This is a genomic window from Myxococcus sp. AS-1-15 (assembly GCF_020037055.1).
Classification (GTDB): domain Bacteria; phylum Myxococcota; class Myxococcia; order Myxococcales; family Myxococcaceae; genus Myxococcus; species Myxococcus fulvus.
This window is the reverse complement of sequence record NZ_JAIQDF010000032.1, coordinates 1-17,939: the sequence shown is the minus strand read 5'-3', so window position 1 is coordinate 17,939 and position 17,939 is coordinate 1. Positions and strand designations below refer to the sequence as shown.

Sequence of the window (17,939 nt, the reverse complement as noted above, 5' to 3'; positions counted from 1 at the left end):
GTCCCCTGAAAAGCGGCCAAAGGGGAGGGCCGAGACGTTGACGCCCGGGTAGGACGTGGAGTCCGCCTGGGGGATGGCCACGTCCTCGGCCCGTACGCCACGCGCCTTGCGCAACTGGCGCACCATCCGCTTCACCGGCGAGGCGCTCGCCGTGAAGCCCTCCACCTCCAGCCGGAGCCTGTCGTGAATGGCTCGCGGCCCCAGTCCTTGGCTCAGCAGCGCCTCTACCCGCTCCTGCCAGGGCACCAGCGAGGACGTCTGCTGCGGTGACACCTTGGACGGCAGGTGCTCCTGCACCAGGGCCTTGAGCACTTCCAACTCGGGCACCTCGTCCACGGGGCCTTCCAGTGCGCCGGCCCTCACGAGGGCCGCTCGGTACTCCCTCTCCGTATTCGGACCCATTCCCAACAACCAGGCCACTTCGCGCGCACCCGCCCCCATGCGGTGCAACCGCACCCACTCTCGCAACCTGTCCATGTCGACTCTCCGGTAGCTCATCCGCGCGCGTCCCTGGCCGCACCGCGGGGCGGTGCTCTTGGACTCGCGAAGATGCACGGGATGACTGGCCCCGTAGGCGCTCTCGCCCCCGCCAACTGCGTTTCTTCCAACGGTCTTCAGGGTGGAACGGACCGCCGCCCCGACTGCTCCTGATTGCGGTCCGCTTGGCCGCCCCCGCTACGAACACCTTGGGTGACCCGCCTGCGATCCATTACCCCGGTCCGTTACGCTCGTCGCTGGGACGGGCTATGCGCTCTCCGCCTCGGGGCTTGTCACCTTCGCCGCTGCCCCAGCGGCGGGCGCGGCGCTCACCTTCACCGGGGCCGGCGCGCGGGTGCACCGCGTCGTCTGCGAGAGCTGGTCCACCAGCGTGAAGGAACTCAACGCCCACGACGTCAGCGCGGAGTTCCAGGAGGTGGCAGGGTAGGAGCCTCGGGGTGGTAGCTGCTCAAGAGTCAAAACCACTGAGGGTTATTTGCATCATGATGGCATATGTTGTTTGGTAGCAGTCTCGATGCATTGGCGCTATATTCTCGTTAAGCGCGAGTTTGTGTGCGCTTTCTCAGGGAGAATACATGCGGTCTAGCATGAGGTGGCTGTTCCTGGCGGTAGCGCTGTCGAGTGGGCTCGTGACAGCTGAGGAGCCGAACGAAGTCTCGGGGACGTGTACCGGAATCGTGACGGATGAGACGGACCCGAAACTTCGGGAGTATCTCGCGCGACCTGATGTGTCCGTCTACCAGGTAGGGGAGACGAGGACCGTGCGGGTGTCAAAGGACAAGACGGTCTCGACTGTGGATGTCGTGTGGGTGAACTCCTCTCTCAATGATCCGCTCCCGGAGCCGGGGAAGGTGGAGTGCATCCTTGAGTGCAGCGGACCGTCGTGCAGTGGCTATGGGTGTCAGGCGCATATGAATGGCTCATGTACGCCCTTCAGTTGCTCTGGAAATGGCTGTTCTGGCAAGTGCACGCAGAAGACTGTTAGCGGTGGCCCCCTGCCTGAGTAGCTGCTGACCGTGGTGTTGTGCGTCCATATCAATGCCTTCCCCGGCGACGAGAGGTCGGTCGCCGCGGTGGGCCGGTTCATGAGAGAGCATGCGACGGCCAAGGCGCTCATCCTCGATGCGCGGACCCATCGCGGCGGAGGCCCTCGCGAGATGAACGTCCTGCTGTCCTATCTCTTCGAGCAGGAGGCCCTCCTGGCGTACTTGGACACCCCACGGCGCAACCTCGAGCTCGAATGCGGGCCGCCCGGGGACGTCCTGATGCGCGAGGGCCATGGGCCCGAGGGAATCCATCGGCGGGAGCACCGCGTGCACCCCCACACGACGGAGTCACGCCTCTTCGGCGCGCGGGTCTTCTACCTCGTCTCCAGCCGGACCGCGTCCGCGGCCGAGCACCTGGCGCTGGCCCTCCAGCGCACGGAGCGCGCGACCCTGGTGGGCGAGACCACGGCAGGGGCCAATCACTTCGCCTGCCCACAACCGCTCGGGGACTCGCTGGCCGTGGTCCTCCCCGTCGGGCGGACCCTGGACCCCGACACGGGAAAGGACTGGGAGGGCGTCGGCATCACCCCCGACATCCTGGTCCCCGCCGACCAGGCGCTCGAGGAAGTGCTCCAACGCCTCCGGTGAACCGGGCTCCGCGTTCACGCGCACGGACATGTCGGACCCGGGGCGCGGCGTCACGAGAGGGCCGCGATACCGCGCTTCATCGCCATGGTGATTGACCGGAGGAGCCGTGGGTCGCAGCTCCTGCGTGGACTCGGACTGGAGGACCCAGGACGCATCTCGGAAGAGGACCATGCCGCGAAGCCACATTGCGCCGGGGCGGCACGGGCCCGCATGGAGACCCGGTGTTGCCCGGCACGTGCGATTCGTGACGACAGTCTCTGGGGGCGCGCCTTCGCCGTGCGTTGCGGCCTGAAGACAACCTTCAACAGGAACGGCAACCGCGCGCCTCCCACAATGAGCAGGAGGCGCGCGACCGGACGTTCAGTACACCACCACCGAGGCGTAGACGCTGGTGCCGTTCGTGTACGCCACCAAGGCGCCGCCGTTCGACGGGAGCGCGGCGACCGCGGGCACGTTGCCCGGCCCGATGGTCCTGGCGTCCGTGGGCTGAATCAACGTCGCCCCCACGAGCATCCGGTCCAACTGGATGTTGCCCGTCCCCCGCTGCGTGACGATGTAGCCGTTGCCGAGTGCGTCCGCGTCAATCGACCGGACCGGAGCCGGAGAGACATCCGTGGGCAGGCCCGTCACCTGGATGCTCGTCCCCGGCGCGGACACCGGGATGACATCCACGTTGTCGTCCCCGAAGGAGCCCGTGACGTAGATGAACCCGTTGGAGCCCGTCCAGTCCGAGAAGAACGCCTGCCCCGGCGGCGAGCTCTGCGGACCGAAGCTCGTCCCCTGATCGCTGCTCCGACGGATGCGGAACGTCGGGTCATCGCTCACCGAGAAGACATCGCCGCTGATCTTGTCCACGAGTACGTCGAAGAAGGCATTGTTCTGGTCCACGTCCGTCACGCTGAAGTCGCCCGTGCCGCGCGCGAAGTTGCGCAGGACGCGCACCCCCGTGCCGCCTCGTGAGACGGCGACGTAGACCGCGTCGCCGGTCGAATCCAGGCTGACGGTGGGGTTGCCCGCGTTGCCGAGGCTTCGCGGCGCCTCCCAGCTCGTCCCCGCGTCCACGGTCCGGGTGAACAGCAGCGAGCCCGCGCTCGTGGCCGCCACATACGCGGTCCCCGTGGGGCCGCCCTCGATGGCGACCTCCGCCGCGTCGGTGATGCCCAGCGGCGTCGGCCCTACCCAGGTGAAGCCCCGGTCCGCGCTCACGCTGACATGGACCGAGCCACCGCAGAGCATGACGACGTAGAAGCGCCCCAGGGCGTCCACCGCGGCCTTGCGGCCCGTGTTCGAATTGGCCGTGGTGCAGTTCAGCGTCCCGCTGATGAGCGTGGGAGGAATGTTCGAGAAGGCGTCCAGCTGGCACTCGGCGTCGCAGCCATCTCCCGGCGTCGTCCCGCCATCATCGCACTGCTCTCCCGCCGCGCTGTCGACCAGGCCGTCGCCGCACACCTCCAGGCCCTGACAGTCCGCTCGACAGCCATCGCCCGCGGCCCGGTTGCCGTCGTCGCACACCTCGCCCGAGTCGACGAAGCTGTCACCGCAGACCGGCGGCCCCCGGACGGTGATGCTGACGGTGGCCGTGTTCGACGTCAGCACGCCGTCGTTGGCCGTGAAGGTGAACGCGTCCGTCCCCTGGTAGTCCGCGTTCGGCGTGTAGAGCAGCCGGGCCCCCGTCCCGGACAAGGTCCCGTGGGCGGGCGGCGTCGTCACCGTGAAGCCCAGCACATCCCCGTCCACGTCCGTGGCCACCACGGTGACGGGCGTCGACGTGTTGTGGTTCACCGTCACCGCCGCGGAGGTCGCCACGGGCGCGTCGTTGACCGGCGTCACCGTGACGGTGACGGTGGCCCTCGCCTGTTTCTTCCCGTCCGAGACCGTGACCTGGAACGCATCCGTCCCGTTGAAGTTCGCGTTCGGGGTGTACGTCACCACGGCTCCCGTGCCCGTGAGCGTGCCATGGTCGGGCAGGGTGAACGTGTAGGTCAGCGCGTCGCCATCCGGATCCGTCGCGGGGAGGGTGATGTCCACCGCGGTGTCCTCGGGGGTGGTCGCCTGGACGGGCTCGACGGTGGGGGCGCGGTTGTTGTCGCAGACGCTCGGCTGTCCCGTGCAGGTGTAGCCCGGCTCGACCTCGCAGACACTGCTGCAGCCGTCTCCGGAGCGCTGATTGCCGTCGTCACAGACTTCGTACCCGTCCAGCACGCCGTCCCCACAGATGACCCGCAGCGACGTCTCCACCGCGTCCACCAGATACACGGCGAGCGCCCCCTTCAGGCGCACGTAGCGATAGGGCACGTTCCCAGGGTACCTCGCCACCGCGATATGGGTCCCCAGGCCCAGCTCGACCAGGTGCAGCGGGCTGGAGCCGATGAAGGTCCCATCCGCCTTCAGGAAGTCCACCTGGGCCACCAGCGCCAGCGACAGGCCCTGGTAGTAGACGCGCAGGTCCCCGGTCCCTTCTTCACCCTGGCCCAGGTCCAGCACCAGCGCCGCGTTGAGCAGGCCCAGCAGGGTCGCCGCCCTCCCGTCCGGAGCGCCCAGCGCCGCGCTCGCGTTGAGCACCGCCGCGTTGGTGCCCGACGCCACCGCGTCCGCATACGGGTCCCACGTCAACGCCGCCTCCCCGGATTGCGACATCCCGGGCTCCGGAGCACGGACCTGCTCCTCCACCACGGGTTCCGCACCGCACGCCGCCAGCGACAGGGCCAGCGTCACGCCGAGCCCCCATGACCACGTCATTTCAGGACCACTTCGCATCGATGGACTCCCCCCGAGGAGCAAGATGATGCCCGGAATGGACCATCCCCCTCGTGGATTGAACGACAGCTCTTCTTGCGACCGACGTCTCGTCGCGCAATACATGAATGGCCAACGTCCTCCGGCCACCAGCCGCCAGGCACTCGAGTGCCATGGACACATGTCAACGACAGGTGTCGACAGCGCTTCGCGTTCTCAGGGGCTCGATTCAGACATGCTCGTGACGGGGCCTTCAGTGACCCTGACCAGGAGCGGCTCGGAGACGACCCGGCGACTCATAGCGCATTGCCTGTCGTGATACCAGGAATACCGTCAATTCTCGGGCGCTAGGGCAGACATCCAGCATCCTCGGCCTGGCGTCACGACCCCGCTCCTGACACGTCAAATCCTTCCCTTGACATGTCAAACCACGCGGCGTGGACCCAGGCCGCGAACGGGGTCACCGGGCCCGTGCTTCTTCATCTCCGGGTGTGAGGTTTGCAGTGCGGACTCCCGCCCGACGACCCGGGCTCTACCGGAGATGACCGATGATGCCTCGCCGCTCCTTGTCCTTCCTCGCACTGGGAAGCTGCCTCTTGATGTCTGGCGCTGAAGCGCAGACGCCTCCCTCCCAGGCGCCCGCGAATGCGTGCTACCTGTGGAAGGGGCGCGGGGGCAATCCCACGAAGAGCTACATGGTGACCCACGCCAGCTGCCGCCCCTGGAATCGCAACCACGGGTGGAGCTTCATCCAGACGAACAATGGGGTGGACTACTATCGCGGAACCTTCGAGGGCGCGGCGGCCACGCCCTCGCTCTGGGCCGTCTACGCGGACTTCGGCTCCGCGGTCCTCACCACCCAGGCGGACTATGACGCCTTCATCGCCAACACCCGGTTGTCCGGCTCCTGCGCGGACTGTCTGCCGTAACCGCGGAGCCTCGGTGCTGGTGGGGCCGCCACGCGTGGCCCCCTTCGAGATGAGGCGCCGAGGGTTCCTCGCTCCTCATCGGCCGCCTCGGCCTGTCGCCGCACAACGGGCTTCGCACCCGGGCCGGGAGTGTGCACCGGGCTGCACATGCCAGGCACCACGTCGCGTGAGCGCGCCGCGCATCCGCTGGAAACTCCTCGGGGCTCGGAAGGGCTCCTGGCTTGCAGTGGCGCATGCGCATGTTCGTCATCACGGCACGACTCTTGTCGACATCGTCCTTGCTGTTTTCACTGCTGTTCCTCTCCCCGCGCCTCGCGCTCGCGTCCGGCGAGGGCCCCGGGGCCGCTGAAGCGCCCCTTCCGGATGGAGCCACGAGCATTCCGCCTCGGGAGGCGGCCCCGTCATCCGACGCAGCGGCGCTTCGCACGAGTGCCCGCATCGCGGTGGAGATTGGCGCCATGTCCGTGACATCCTTATCGATGGGGCTCCCCGGCTTCTTCGTGGGCAATGCGTCGTGTCAATCCCGCTCGGGAATCGGTGCGTGCATCGACAATGCAGCTGCGGGCTTCCTCGTGGGCGCCGCCGTGGGCGCGCCCATCGGCATCATGTGGGGATCACGCATCCTGGATGGAAAGGGGACGTGGAGCGGAACGCTCCTGGGGGCCGGGGCCGGCGCGGGGACAGGCGCCGTGGTGTCTCTGCTCCTGGTGGAGAAGGGCGACTTCATCATCGTCCCTTCGGTCGCCCTGGTGGGCTCGGTCCTGGGGTCCTTCGTGGGCCATGAGCTGTCCCATGCCGCCAACAGCGCGCCGCCGGCCCCCTCGGACGTCCACCTGCAACCCCTGGTCTCGGTGACCCAGGGCGGGATGACGTTGGGGTTGGGCGGCCGGTTCTGAGCGTCGCCTCACAGGCGGTAGACGAGCACGTCCTGGTTCGAGGGGCTCATCCACACGATGGCGTCCAGGCTGGGGAAGTCGATGGCCCGGCGCCGCGCGATGCCGCTGTGCAGGGCGGGGGCGGCATTGGCGAACGTCTTGGGCCGCGGCGTCGCGGGCGTGGTCCTCCGGTAGACAGTTTCGCTGACATGAGCGTGAGGCCCCCAGGGCGCGGGGGCGCGCGAATTCATTCGGAGGGCTTGCGTGGAGCGGGGCTATCCTCCCTGCAGGGGCAGGGGGCAGGCGGAGACCTGCCAAGAAGCGCAATCCTGTTGCAGTCATTGCGTAGGGCCACAGGGGTGTTCTCGCGCAGGAGCTTTCATGCAAGGTCGTTCGGGGCAGAGGCGGATCTTCGGCGTCATCCTTGGTGTCCTCCTCGCGGCGGGGCCCGCGCTGGCGCAGGGCTCGTTGCGCGGGCGCATCGACGCGTTCGTCCAGGCGGAGCAGAAGCGCCAGGGCGTGGTGGGGCTCGCGGTGGGCGTGGTGCACAATGGGCGCGTCGTGCTCGCGAAGGGGTACGGCTCCGCCGACCTGGAGCACCGCGTCCCCGTGGGGACGGACACGCTCTTCCAGTCGGGCTCGGTGGGGAAGATGTTCACCGCCATGGCGGTGATGGCGCAGGTGGAGGCGGGCAGGGTGTCGCTGTCCGACTCCATCACGAAGCACTACCCGGACGCCCCCGCGTCCTGGGCGCCCATCACCGTGCGCCACCTGTTGACGCACACGTCCGGCATCCAGGACCTGGAGGGGAAGCTCGACGAGCGCAAGGACTACACGGACGAGGAGTTCGCGCGGTTCATCTACACGCTGCCCCTGGAGTTCCCGGCGGGCCTGCGCTTCAGCTACAGCAACTCCGGCTATGTCCTGCTGGGCCTGCTGGTGAATCGCATCACGGGCACGACGTATGTCGATGTCCTGGATGCGAAGGTCTTCAAGCCCGCGGGCATGAAGACGGCGCGCGGCATCAGCGAGGCCGACATCATCCCCAACCGCTCGTCCGGTTATCAGTTGGTGAAGGGCACGCCCAAGCACCAGACCTGGGTGTCCCCGTCACTCAACACGACGGGAGACGGAGCGCTCTACTTCTCCGTGAAGGACCTGCTGGCGTGGGACACCGCCGTGCGGAAGCGCGCGCTCTTGAGCGAGGAGAGCTGGCGCGAGATCCTCTCACCCGTGCGGCTCAACAGCGGCGCCACGCATTCCTATGGATTCGGCTGGCAGTTGCTGGAGCGCAATGGCAAGCCGCTGCACCAGCACGGTGGCGCGTGGCAGGGGTTCCGCGCCCACTACGCCCACTACGAGGGGGACTCGCTGTCCATCATCGTGCTGGCGAACACGGCGCAGGCCAGCCCCGGGCGGTTCACCGAGGGCATCGCCGCCATCGTCAACCCGGCGCTCGGCCCGCCGAAGCTCGCCGCCGTCGAGGACACCGAGCCGCAGGTCACCGCCCAGCTGACGGCGTTCCTCGAGGAGGTGAGGGCGGGGACGGTGGACAAGGCCCGCTTCGCCTACGCGCCGCCGTGGCTCGCCTCGGAGGCGCTGCCGCACTTCACGGAGCGCCTGAAGAAGCTGGGGCCCACGGGGAAGTTGCGGCTCGCCCAGCGAGAGGTGGTGGGCGATGACCGCGTCTACACGTACCTGGTGGACTTCGGCATCGACACCTACGTGTACAAGGTGTCGCTCATCCCGGATGGCCGCGAGTCCCTGTTCGGCATGAACGAGCTGAAGAAGTAGCGAAGGCCCTGGAGGCCCATGCGGCCAGCGGGTTGGTCCCCGGGGCGGTGCTATGACATTGGGCGCATCTCAGGTTGAAGAGCAGTGGCCCCGTGATGGGGTTGCCCGGCAGGAGGTCTTCCGCGTGAGCGACGGGGGATGCCACGACAAGCACAGGGCCAGCAGTCCCAGAGTCAACCTGTGGTGGGAGGTCGAACGCAGCGTGGTGGTGCTCCTTGTGTGGGGTGATTCATGAAACACGTCCCAAACGAGCTGAAGTCGGCTTCAAGGAGGGTGTTTGAAGAGGGACGCTCCCTGTGTCTGCGGGCGAGTGGATGTTCGAGGATGTCTCGGAGCTCGACACCTGGGCTCGACCTGGGGCGCTCCAAGGCGGCCCATGCGGGCCTGGGGCTCCCCGGACCTGCGCTGTAGCGCGGGGACGTGCGGGGCCCCCTCCCAGACCTGTCCCGCTCAGGGCATGCTAGGCACCCGTGGAGGGTTGTTGCCTGTTCCTGACCGCGGGGTCCCATGGCTGTCCAGGATGGTGATGAGCCGTTGCTCGGGGTGGCGCTGGCTGAAGGCCTGCTCACCCGGGACGAGGTGACTGCGATTCGCGAGGAGGCGCTCCGGATGGGGAAGAGCCCCCTCCAGCTCCTGCTGGAGCGTGGGCGGCTCTCCGCGCAGACGCTGGCGGCGCTGCGTCAGGACCTGTCCAGTCACCCGGCTCCGAACCCCGCGGCGGGCCCTTCTCCCGACGACACGGTCACGGTGTCGCCTCCCGTCGAGGCACGGAGCGCGATAGCGCCCGAGGACTTCCCCGTGCCCGGGTGGGACCGCTACCAGCCCGTCCGGCTCCTGGGGCAGGGCGGCATGGGGCGCGTGTTCCTCGCGTGGGACCCGCGCCTGCGACGTCAGGTGGCGCTCAAGTTCGTCCGCGACGAGTCGTCGTGGCTCACGCGCCGCTTCATCGCGGAGGCCCGCGCCCAGGCCCGCGTGAGTCACGAGCGCGTCTGCGAGGTCTATGAGGTCGGTGAGGTCCAGAACAAGGTCTTCATCGCCATGCGGTTCATCGACGGGCAACCCCTCGGCACGCTCGCTCCGTCGCTGCGCCTGGAGCAGCGGGTGATGGTGCTCCGGGATGCCGCGCTCGGCGTGCACGAGGCGCATCGCGTGGGCCTCATCCATCGCGACCTGAAGCCCTCCAACATCATGGTGGAGCGCGCCGATGATGGCACGCTGAAGCCCTATGTCATGGACTTCGGCCTCGCCCGTGACTGGTCCGCGAGCACCACCCTGGATGGGACCCTGCTGGGCACGCCCCACTACATGGCCCCCGAGCAGGCCCGCGGCGAGCACGCCTCGCTGGACCGCCGCGCGGATGTCTACAGTCTGGGCGCCAGCCTCTACTTCCTCCTCACCGGGCGTGCTCCATTCGAGGGGCACACGGCCCTGGAGGTGCTGGAGCAATTGCGCACCGCGGAGCCTCGGCCACCCCGGATGCTGGACAAGGCCATCCCCGAGGACCTGGAGGCCATCACCCTCAAGTGTCTGGAGAAGGACCGCTCCGCTCGCTACGACTCGGCGCGCGCGCTCGCGGAGGATTTGGAGCGCTACCTCTCGGGCGAGCCCGTGCGCGCGCACCGGGGCGCCAGCTACCAGCTCCGCAAGCGGTTGCGCAAACACTGGCGCCGCGTGGCAGTGGCCGCCGCGATGCTCCTGGTCGTCGCGAGCGCCCTCGGGCAGGTGGCATTGGCTCGCCATGAGGCCTCGGTGCGTGAGCGCCTGGCCCGCCGCTTCACCGAGCAGGTGGAGCGCATCGAGGCCCTGGCGCGCTACTCCGCGCTCGCCCCGCTGCACGATACGCGCGAGGACCAGCGCAGGTTGCGCGAGCGGATGGAGGTGCTCGCCGCCGAAATCGACACGGGTGGGCCGAGCGCCCAGGGCCCCGGACACTACGCGCTGGGACGAGGCGCCCTCGCGCTGGGCGACCTCGCCCAGGCCCGCCGCTCCCTGGAGTCCGCGTGGAGCGCGGACTTCCGTGAGCCCCGCGTGGCCCAGTCCCTGGCCCTGGTGATGGGGCAGCTCTACCGGGAGCACCTGCTCGAGGCCGAGCGCCTGCGCTCTCCCGAGCAACGACAGGCGCGCCTGAGTGATCTGGAGCGCGACTATCGAGACCCGGCGCTCGCGTACCTGCGCCAGAGCCAGGGCGCGGAGGGGCTCGCTCCCGAGTACGGCACGGCCCTGCTGGCCTTCTACGAAGGGCGCCTGGACGAGGCCCTCGGTCTGCTGGACACGCTGGGCACCCAGCAGCCCTGGCTCCACGAGGCGCCGATGCTGCGCGGGGACATCCTGGTGGCTCGCGCGACTCGCAAGGGCACCTCCGGTGCGCGTGAGGAGGCGCTGCGCGACTTCGAGGCCGCTCGCGGCGCCTACTCCCGGGCCATCGCCATCGCCGAGAGTCTGCCCGCGTCGCATCGGGCCCTGGCTGGGCTCGAGTACGCGGTGCTGTTGATGGAGCTCTACGACAAGGGCGATGTGGGGCCCGCCTACGAGCGGGGGCTCGCCTCCGTCGCGCGGGCGCTGGCCGCCTCACCCGAGGACTATGAGTCGCTCGTCCTGGAGGCGCGCTTCCATCGTCGCTGGGCCGAGGACCGGGGCCGCCATGGCGTGGACCTGGAGGCGCTGCTTCAGAAGTCCTCCGAGCGCCTGCGGGCCGCGCTGGCGCTCGCACCCCAGCGGCCCGAGGCGCGGCTCGAGCTGGTCAACGTCCTGCTCCAGTGGGGACAGTCCCGCCGGGAGCACGGAGGCGACCCGCGCGAGCGCTTCCGCGAGGCCCTGGCGATGCTGGAGGGAATCGCTCCCGAGCAGCGAGACCACGGGTTCCACAACCAGCGAGGGCTGCTCCACAAGGAATGGGCGGAGTACGAGGAGCAGGCGGGGCTGTCCTCGCGGGAAGCCCGTGGGAGGGCCATGGAGGCCTATCGCGAGGCCATCGCGCTCGACCCTCGACTGCCCGAGCCGTACATCAATCTGGCCATCGCATACATCACCCGGGCCGAGGGTTCGCACGGCGCGGAGCAGGAGGAGGACCTGTCCCGGGCGCGCGATGCCCTGGCCGAGGGCCGACGCATCAATCCCAGACACGTGGTGGCGTTCTTCTATGGAGGCGAGGTCCATATCCTCCTGGCGGCGCGCCGACGGAACTCGGGCGGAGACCCGGAGCCGGAGCTGAACGCCGCGCTGGAGCTGTACCGCCAGGGATTGGGCATCAATCCGCGACTGCCCCACCTCCACAACGGCGTGGGACGGGTGCTCCGACGGCTGGCGGAGGATGCGTGGGAGCGCGGCGAGGCCTCGGAGCCGCTGCTGGCCCAGGCCCAGGCGAGCTATGAGAAGGCGCTCGAGGTGGCGCCCAAGTGGCTCCCCGCGCTCAACAACCTGGGCGAGGTGCACGCCGTGCGGACCCTGCACCTGCGCGAGGCGGGGAAGGACCCGGGCGTGAGCCTCCGCGCGGCGCTGGAGGCCTACCAGCAGGCCGTGGTGCTGGCGCCGGAGCATGCCCAGCCCTGGTCCAATCTGGGCACCAGCGAGGTGCAGGGGGCCGCGGAGGACCTGGTACGAGGTAGAGACCCGGGCCCTGCGTTGAGGCGCGCGGAGGACGCGCTCCAGAAGGCCCTGAAGCACAACCCCCGGCTGGCGGAGGCCTGGAGCGGGCAGGGGGAGCGGCTCGCGGTCCTCGCCCGCTGGCGTGCATCGAAGGGGCAGGGGAAGGATGAGGACTTCGAGGCCTCGGCGCGAGCGTTCGATGAGGCCCTGAAGCTTGCTCCCGAGCGCCATGACTTCCGGCTGGCCTTCGTGCGGCTCTGTCTGGATTGGGCGGCGTGGAGCGCCGGGCGGGGCGCGGACGCGAAGGCCCTGCTGGAGCGAGGTCTCCTCCGCGTGGACGAGGCGCTGGAGGCGAGGCCCGGATGGCCCAACGCACAGGCCCACCGCGCGGGCCTGCTCCTGGCGCGGGCGGAGCTCACGCCAGGAGAGGGTGAGGACTCCCGAAGGGCGCGGCTTCAGGCGCGGGAGGCGTTGAACCTGGCGCTCTCCCGCAACCCGAATCTTGCCCCCCGTTGGTCGAACGGACGGGAGCCGCGGGGCGCCACGCTCACGCGTTGACGTGGGAGTTTCCGCGGGGCTCCTCGGTCCCCATGCCGACGTTCAACGTCCCGGTGATTTCGCCAGCCAGGACGTCTCGGAACTGGCAGGTGATCGTGTATTGCCCCGCGGGCAGGAAGTCTGGAATGGGGACGTTCTTCGGGACGAAGAGGTCGACAGGCGGACGCGAGTCGAAGCCTTGCGTCCGGAGCTGGATTCGAGCATCTCCGAGGTCGTGTGCGGTCATGAACAGGAGCACATGGGTGCTGCCCGCCGTGACGTTGATTCTACCGTCCTTGACCGGTTTCTCGTTGTGGAGCCAGTACTGCCGCGTGGCCTTGATGACGTCGAGTCCACCGCGCGCCGGGTCTTGTCTCTGTTTGGGTGGAATCCCCATGCACACCTCCGTGATGTGAGAAGTGCCCGGGATGTGCAATCCACGGGCCCCGCCCATTCGTGCGGCTCGGGTTCAGCAACCCGGGCTGGAGTCGTCCACGCCCGCTGCTCGTGGCGACACCGAGGATGGGGGCTCATCTCCACCCTTTCCGACGTTCAACGTCCCCGTCATGTCACCCAGCAGCTTCTTCTCCGAGGAGTAGACCGTGAGCAGGTAGCTCCCGGAGGGCAGGACGTCGGGAAGCAGGGTGTTCAGGCGGACGGGGGTGTGGAGGGCGGCTGCCGCGCCGCTGAGTCCGATGTGGAGCTGGACAGGTACGTCCTCGAGGATGGAGCGGGTCCCGGCCGTGATTGTGAACAGGAGGGTGTTTTCGCGGCCCGCTGGGATGCTCATGCCTTGGCGGGGCGACTTCACGTTGTTGAGATACCAGCCATCGTCCCTGAGTTCGATGCGGTAATCGGCGTGTCTCTCCAGGGGGCGCTGAGGAGCTGGGGTGCTCATCCTGGCCTCGCTTTCGCCCTGCTTACTTGTGTGCGTCGTCATCGGTGCCGGTGCCGACGTTGAGGGTCCCCGTGAGGTCTCCAGCGACGTCGCCCTCGCCCGTGTATGTGCATTCGACCGGGTGCATGCCGGGGGCCAGGCCCATGATGATGGCCCCGTCCCCGACGGGGGTGCCAGTGGTTGCTTCTTGGGAAGGGGATTGCTCATCCATGCCTCCACTTCGTGAGAGGCACGATGTGATTGCAATCCAGGGGCCCCGTCATCGGGTCAGCCGAGCCCCAGCTCCTTGATGCGACGGCTGAGCGCGCGCCGGGAGACTTCCAGGCGGCGGACCATGGTGTCGAGGTCACCCTGGCACTCGTGGAAGCAGCGGGTGAGCTCCTCCACGCTCAAGTCCCCGGCGAGCCGGATGACCGGGCTGCGCTCGATGAGGTTGTAGATGGACGAGCGGGGGATTCCCAGGTGGTCCGCGGCGCGCTTGACGTCCCACTCGTGCGCGCGCAGGGCCTCGAGCAGCTCCGGCTCCGTCACCTCCGTGGACTTGCGGCGGGTGAGGGGCTCGGCGTCAGGCGACGCGGGAGCCGGAGGCCGCGCGAGGGGCAGGGGAGACTCCAGCTCCTGTGCGAGCCGCGGGCCCAGCTCCAGCTGGGATTGTCCCCGGCTGCCGACCACGAGCTGTCGCGCGACGTTGCGCAGCTGGCGGATGTTCCCGGGCCAGGAATGGCGCAGCAGCCGGACCGCGAGCGCCGGTGGCAACCAGGGCTCCTGGTAGGGGTCTCCCGGCGTCAGTCGATGCGACTCCCCGATGGACTCCAACGCCTCCCGGGCGAAGTGGAGGAACAACGGGGCGATGTCCTCGCGGCGCTCGCGCAGGGGCGGCAGCTGGATTTCATAGCCCGCGAGCCGGTGGAGCAGCGGCGCCTTGAAGCGGCCGTCGCGGATGTGGGTCTCGAGGTCCGCGTCCGTGGCGGCGACCAGCCTCACGTCCGTGCGAACCGGCGTGCTGGCGCCGACGGGGAACAGCTCACCCGTCTCCAGGACTCGCAGGAGCATGACCTGGAGCTCGGCGGAGGCCTCGCCGATTTCATCCAGGAAGAGGGTGCCGCCCTGGGCGGCGCGGAAGAAACCATCACGTGCCTGGTTCGCCCCGGTGAAGGCCCCCTTGGCGGCGCCGAACAGCTCCGCCGCCGCGAGCTCCCTGGGGATGGCGCCCAGGTTGATGCTCAGGAAGGGCTTCCTCGCGCGCGGGCCCTGCTGGTGGAGCGCCTGGGCGACCAATTCCTTTCCGGTCCCCGTCTCACCCCGGATGAGGACACACAGGTCCAGGTCCGCCACGCGCTGGATGTCCTTGCGCACCCGGCGCAATCCCACACTCTCTCCCACCATGCCCGGCGATGCGAGCGCGGTGGACGGTCCGGGTTCGCACAGATGCAGCAGCAGGACGAGTCGCCCCGCCAGCTCCAGGGGCACCCCCGAGCGCACCGCCTCCAGGTCCCACTCGCGCGAGTCCCGCAGTGGCACGCCGTCCGACGTGCACCGGGTCTCGGGCCCCACGCTGACGCGAATCCCTGTCTGCGTGCGATTGAACCGGAGGAAGGGCTTGCGGCTCACGAACGGGTCCCCCAGCGGCGCACCGAAGGCGCTGGACGCGGGCGTGAAGTCCGGAGCGTTGCGCGAGAGGACCCACTCCTGCCCCGCGAGGAGGTCCTCGAGCACCCGCCGCTCGCCCACCCGGGCGAGCTGGGGATGGGCGACGAGCGTCAATACCGCCGCCGGGTGGTGCATGGGCTCACCGCCCCGGCGCGGGGGCTCCGCGGCCGTCGAGACATCCGCGAGGAGCTGGGGCGATGGAGGGGAGACGAGAGGGGGCCGGGACACGAGCTGGCATTGTAGCCGGCTTCCCACCCGCGGAGGCGCTAGTCCTGGACCAGCTTGTAGAGCGAGGCGAGGCTCTGCAAGGCGATGGACGCAGTCTGTGAGTTCTGGAGGCTGGTCGCGTTGATCCACACCACCTGCTCCCCGTTGCCCTGGAGGTTCCACTGCAGTGTCTGGGACTCGGCGCGGTTGATCTGCACCAGGTCCTTGAGCCGGGAGGTCGCGTAATAGAACGCGCTCGTGGGCTCCACCTGGCTGTTCACGAGGTTGACGGTCGCCTTCTTGGAGGTGAACTGGACGGACATGAACTGATTGACGTTGCTCTGCAGCTGTCCCTGGTACCAGGAGGGCTGGGGCGCGGTGTGGTACCGCGTGAACGTCTTGAGGGGATGCAGCTTCCCATCCGCCTCCAGCAGCGTGTTGTTGAGGCCCGTGGTGTTGGTGGGCATCTTGACGCTCCCGATGAAGCACTGCACCTGGGCTCCAGGCTGGTTGTTGCTCATGCCCACCGAGACGTTGTTGGTGTCGTCACCCGACACGAAGAACAGCGACGCCAGCCCCTGCTTCGCGTTGGTGCCGGGCACTCGCACCGTCACGGGCGCCTCGCTGTTCTTCCACACGACGGTCAGCGTGGCGCCGGTCTCGTTCTGCGCGCTGTTGTAGAAGAAGAGCGCATGGAGCAGATCCTTGTTGAGTCCGCCCGCGCAGCTCGCGGTGTCGCCTTGGGACAACGTCAGGATGTGGCCGTCGTTCCATTGATAGGAAGCCATTGCTCTCTCCAGGAGTGGGGACCGGCGTGTCGCTCACGCCGAGCCTGTCGAGAGCAGGACATGTGCCACGCACCCCGACGGCCCCGTGGAGGGCGGCCTCGAAGACCTGGCGTGTCGACGACATGTCCACGGCATGTCCTGGACACACTCCCTGGAGCTACCCGCGCATTCGCGGAGGGTGAGTCTCACCGTGTGAGACGGCAGGCGGAGCCGGGCTGCATTTCCCTGCGCGTCCAACAGGGCTGGCTTGGAAAGCCTGACTCCCAAATGAGGCGGTGTCGCGGAGAGTGTTTCGGGGTCGAAAAATCGCCCGCACTCCTTTATAGGTGACCGAACGTTCGCTGAGGCTCGTGCCCCGGTCGGCCCGCTGGGAGTCGTCCCCTGAAGTACTCGCACTCATTGGTCTTCCCCACGCACACCCTGTCCTGGCTGGCGGGGGGACTCGTCCTCATCTACTTCGCGCTCGCGATGATGCTCACGCCCTCGGGCATCCATCTGCTGCCCGCGGACATGGTGAAGGGGATGGTGCGCAGTCAGACGGGGTTCGCCTTCGCGCTGCTCGGCATCCCGTGTGGGCTCTATCTGATTCTCTGGCGCGCGGGCGACCTGTTCGCGTGGCTGCTCTCGCCGAACTCGCTGGTGCTCGACGCCCGCGGCATCCACGTGGGCAAGAAGTCCGTCCTGTGGCGCGACATGACGAGCATCGTGCGCGAGCACAACAACGAGTGCCTCATCCTCGCGCATCGCGACAGCAAGTACCGGCTGCGGCTGCACCTGTGGAGTGACTCGGACGAGTTGGAGGCCGTGGTCACCCAGCAGGTCGTCTCCATGCTGCTGCCGGCCATCCGTCGCCAGGTGGCTCGCGGCGAAGAGGTGCGCTTCGGTCCGCTGTGGATCCGCGCCGAGGGGCTGGTCTTCAAGAAGAAGCTCATCGAGTGGGAGGACATCGAGTCGCTGCGGCTGCAGGACGACTTCGAGCAGGGCGTCTCCACTCGGGAGCTGCACATCCTCGCGAACGGTCGGCTGCACAAGATCGACGAGGAGAAGCTCGTCAACGCGCCCGTCCTGTTCTCCTACCTCTCAGACCGGCTCGCCGGCTGAGCTTTTCGTCCTCACCCCACCGTCAGGCAGCACATCATGGAACTCTACCGATCCGCTCAGTCGAAGGCGAAGTCGAACCAGCCCCAGCATTTCTACTACTCGCGCACGAAGCTCATCATCGGCACCGTCATCTGGGTGGTGGCCACGGCGTTCTTCGGCTACCTCGCGTTCGCCGCGCGTGACAAGGGCGCCGCCGTGCTCGCCATCGCCGGGCTCATCCTGTTCGGCTGTCTGGTGATGCTGGTCAACTGCATCAAGCCGATGGTGCTGGGCAAGATGGACCAGCCCGGGCTCACCATCGGCCACGACGGCATCCACTTCGCGGATGGCGTGCACATCGCCTGGGAGCACATCGAGGAGAACACCTACCTCGACCAGTCGTACATGGGCATCCCCATCGGGAAGTTCGTGGTCATCAAGACCACGCTGAAGAAGCCCAAGGGCAAGCAGTACCGCGTGGCCGCGCTCGACATGTCGAGCGACGAGTACCTGGCCACCTGCGACCGCTACAGCCAGCGCTGAAGCCCTCGCTCGCCGCCTGTCTCCAGGCGGCCGGCCGTCCCCGTGTGCGCGTGGCACGGGGCGCTTCGTGTCGCTTGGGGGGACCGGCCCTCCGGTCTACCCTCGGGGCATGGTGCGTCCTGAAGGACGAGAAAGAGGAGCACGTCCATGCTCCACCAGACCTGCGGGTGAGAGTCCCGTCCGGG

15 protein-coding genes and 1 pseudogene are annotated in these 17,939 nt (G+C 68.4%); 7 read left to right on the top strand and 9 right to left on the bottom strand.

Going from position 1 to position 17,939, the window contains the following annotated elements:
* Both K8625_RS42850 and K8625_RS42845 read right to left on the bottom strand, forming a co-directional pair.
* Positions 1–336: pseudogene (locus tag K8625_RS42850) on the bottom strand (hypothetical protein); the annotation flags it as partial.
* 408 nt (positions 337–744) lie between these two features.
* Positions 745–882, bottom strand: a complete 138-nt coding sequence (locus tag K8625_RS42845) for a hypothetical protein (RefSeq protein ID WP_223785987.1) — start codon at positions 880–882, stop codon at positions 745–747.
* Between the two features lie 632 nt (positions 883–1,514).
* On the opposite strand from K8625_RS42845, the gene K8625_RS42840 reads away from it, so the two are divergent.
* Positions 1,515–2,132, top strand: coding sequence for a S41 family peptidase (locus K8625_RS42840; RefSeq protein ID WP_370640412.1), 618 nt, complete (start codon positions 1,515–1,517; stop codon positions 2,130–2,132).
* A gap of 360 nt (positions 2,133–2,492) precedes the next feature.
* Here the strand turns inward: K8625_RS42840 and K8625_RS42835 are convergent, their stop codons facing one another.
* On the bottom strand, positions 2,493–4,871 hold the full coding sequence (locus K8625_RS42835; protein ID WP_223785986.1) for an Ig-like domain-containing protein: 2,379 nt from the start codon (positions 4,869–4,871) through the stop codon (positions 2,493–2,495).
* Between the two features lie 596 nt (positions 4,872–5,467).
* On the opposite strand from K8625_RS42835, the gene K8625_RS42830 reads away from it, so the two are divergent.
* Together K8625_RS42830 and K8625_RS42825 are read left to right on the top strand one after the other, a co-directional pair.
* Entirely contained in the window at positions 5,468–5,797 is a 330-nt protein-coding gene (locus K8625_RS42830) for a hypothetical protein (protein ID WP_223785985.1), read from the top strand.
* A gap of 458 nt (positions 5,798–6,255) precedes the next feature.
* Positions 6,256–6,693 (top strand): hypothetical protein, encoded by a 438-nt coding sequence (locus K8625_RS42825; protein ID WP_223785984.1) that lies wholly within the window; start codon positions 6,256–6,258, stop codon positions 6,691–6,693.
* Between the two features lie 8 nt (positions 6,694–6,701).
* Here the strand turns inward: K8625_RS42825 and K8625_RS42820 are convergent, their stop codons facing one another.
* Complete coding sequence (locus tag K8625_RS42820; RefSeq protein ID WP_223785983.1) at positions 6,702–6,923, bottom strand: hypothetical protein; 222 nt, start codon at positions 6,921–6,923, stop codon at positions 6,702–6,704.
* Positions 6,924–7,053: 130 nt separating this feature from the next.
* On the opposite strand from K8625_RS42820, the gene K8625_RS42815 reads away from it, so the two are divergent.
* Together K8625_RS42815 and K8625_RS42810 are read left to right on the top strand one after the other, a co-directional pair.
* Positions 7,054–8,466, top strand: coding sequence for a serine hydrolase (locus tag K8625_RS42815; protein ID WP_223785982.1), 1,413 nt, complete (start codon positions 7,054–7,056; stop codon positions 8,464–8,466).
* 507 nt (positions 8,467–8,973) lie between these two features.
* Positions 8,974–12,609 (top strand): serine/threonine-protein kinase, encoded by a 3,636-nt coding sequence (locus K8625_RS42810; RefSeq protein ID WP_223785981.1) that lies wholly within the window; start codon positions 8,974–8,976, stop codon positions 12,607–12,609.
* On the opposite strand, the gene K8625_RS42805 is transcribed toward K8625_RS42810, so the two are convergent.
* The 5 genes from K8625_RS42805 to K8625_RS42785 all read right to left on the bottom strand — a co-directional run bounded on the left by K8625_RS42805 (position 12,599) and on the right by K8625_RS42785 (position 16,131).
* Positions 12,599–12,985 carry a hypothetical protein gene (locus tag K8625_RS42805; protein ID WP_223750194.1) on the bottom strand — a complete coding sequence of 129 codons (387 nt, stop codon included), beginning with the start codon at positions 12,983–12,985 and terminating at the stop codon, positions 12,599–12,601. The genes K8625_RS42810 and K8625_RS42805 overlap by 11 nt on opposite strands.
* A 72-nt stretch (positions 12,986–13,057) precedes the next feature.
* Positions 13,058–13,378: a hypothetical protein gene (locus tag K8625_RS42800; protein ID WP_223785980.1), complete on the bottom strand. Its 321-nt coding sequence runs from the start codon at positions 13,376–13,378 to the stop codon at positions 13,058–13,060.
* 130 nt (positions 13,379–13,508) lie between these two features.
* Positions 13,509–13,697, bottom strand: coding sequence for a hypothetical protein (locus K8625_RS42795; RefSeq protein ID WP_223785979.1), 189 nt, complete (start codon positions 13,695–13,697; stop codon positions 13,509–13,511).
* 56 nt (positions 13,698–13,753) lie between these two features.
* Positions 13,754–15,364, bottom strand: a complete 1,611-nt coding sequence (locus tag K8625_RS42790) for a sigma 54-interacting transcriptional regulator (protein WP_370642037.1) — start codon at positions 15,362–15,364, stop codon at positions 13,754–13,756.
* 38 nt (positions 15,365–15,402) lie between these two features.
* Positions 15,403–16,131, bottom strand: a complete 729-nt coding sequence (locus tag K8625_RS42785; RefSeq protein ID WP_223785978.1) for a hypothetical protein — start codon at positions 16,129–16,131, stop codon at positions 15,403–15,405.
* Between the two features lie 399 nt (positions 16,132–16,530).
* Between K8625_RS42785 and K8625_RS42780 the strand changes: the two genes are divergently transcribed.
* The gene (locus K8625_RS42780; protein WP_223750190.1) at positions 16,531–17,232 is read left to right on the top strand and encodes a DUF6585 family protein; all 702 of its coding nucleotides are present in this window, start codon (positions 16,531–16,533) and stop codon (positions 17,230–17,232) included.
* Between the two features lie 36 nt (positions 17,233–17,268).
* A complete protein-coding gene (locus tag K8625_RS42775) occupies positions 17,269–17,754 on the top strand; it encodes a hypothetical protein (RefSeq protein ID WP_223750189.1) in 486 nt (161 codons plus the stop codon).
* Positions 17,755–17,939: the final 185 nt, after the last annotated feature.

Bases quoted from the DNA above. Each gene is read 5' to 3' on its own strand.
- K8625_RS42795 (WP_223785979.1), bottom strand. From the start codon at position 13,697: ATGGATGAGCAATCCCCTTCCCAAGAAGCAACCACTGGCACCCCCGTC.
- K8625_RS42805 (WP_223750194.1), bottom strand. From the start codon at position 12,985: ATGGGGATTCCACCCAAACAGAGACAAGACCCGGCGCGCGGTGGACTC.
- K8625_RS42785 (WP_223785978.1), bottom strand. From the start codon at position 16,131: ATGGCTTCCTATCAATGGAACGACGGCCACATCCTGACGTTGTCCCAA.
- K8625_RS42830 (WP_223785985.1), top strand. From the start codon at position 5,468: ATGTCTGGCGCTGAAGCGCAGACGCCTCCCTCCCAGGCGCCCGCGAAT.
- K8625_RS42820 (WP_223785983.1), bottom strand. From the start codon at position 6,923: ATGAATTCGCGCGCCCCCGCGCCCTGGGGGCCTCACGCTCATGTCAGC.
- K8625_RS42835 (WP_223785986.1), bottom strand. From the start codon at position 4,871: ATGACGTGGTCATGGGGGCTCGGCGTGACGCTGGCCCTGTCGCTGGCG.
- K8625_RS42825 (WP_223785984.1), top strand. From the start codon at position 6,256: ATGTCCGTGACATCCTTATCGATGGGGCTCCCCGGCTTCTTCGTGGGC.
- K8625_RS42810 (WP_223785981.1), top strand. From the start codon at position 8,974: ATGGCTGTCCAGGATGGTGATGAGCCGTTGCTCGGGGTGGCGCTGGCT.
- K8625_RS42815 (WP_223785982.1), top strand. From the start codon at position 7,054: ATGCAAGGTCGTTCGGGGCAGAGGCGGATCTTCGGCGTCATCCTTGGT.
- K8625_RS42775 (WP_223750189.1), top strand. From the start codon at position 17,269: ATGGAACTCTACCGATCCGCTCAGTCGAAGGCGAAGTCGAACCAGCCC.
- K8625_RS42800 (WP_223785980.1), bottom strand. From the start codon at position 13,378: ATGAGCATCCCAGCGGGCCGCGAAAACACCCTCCTGTTCACAATCACG.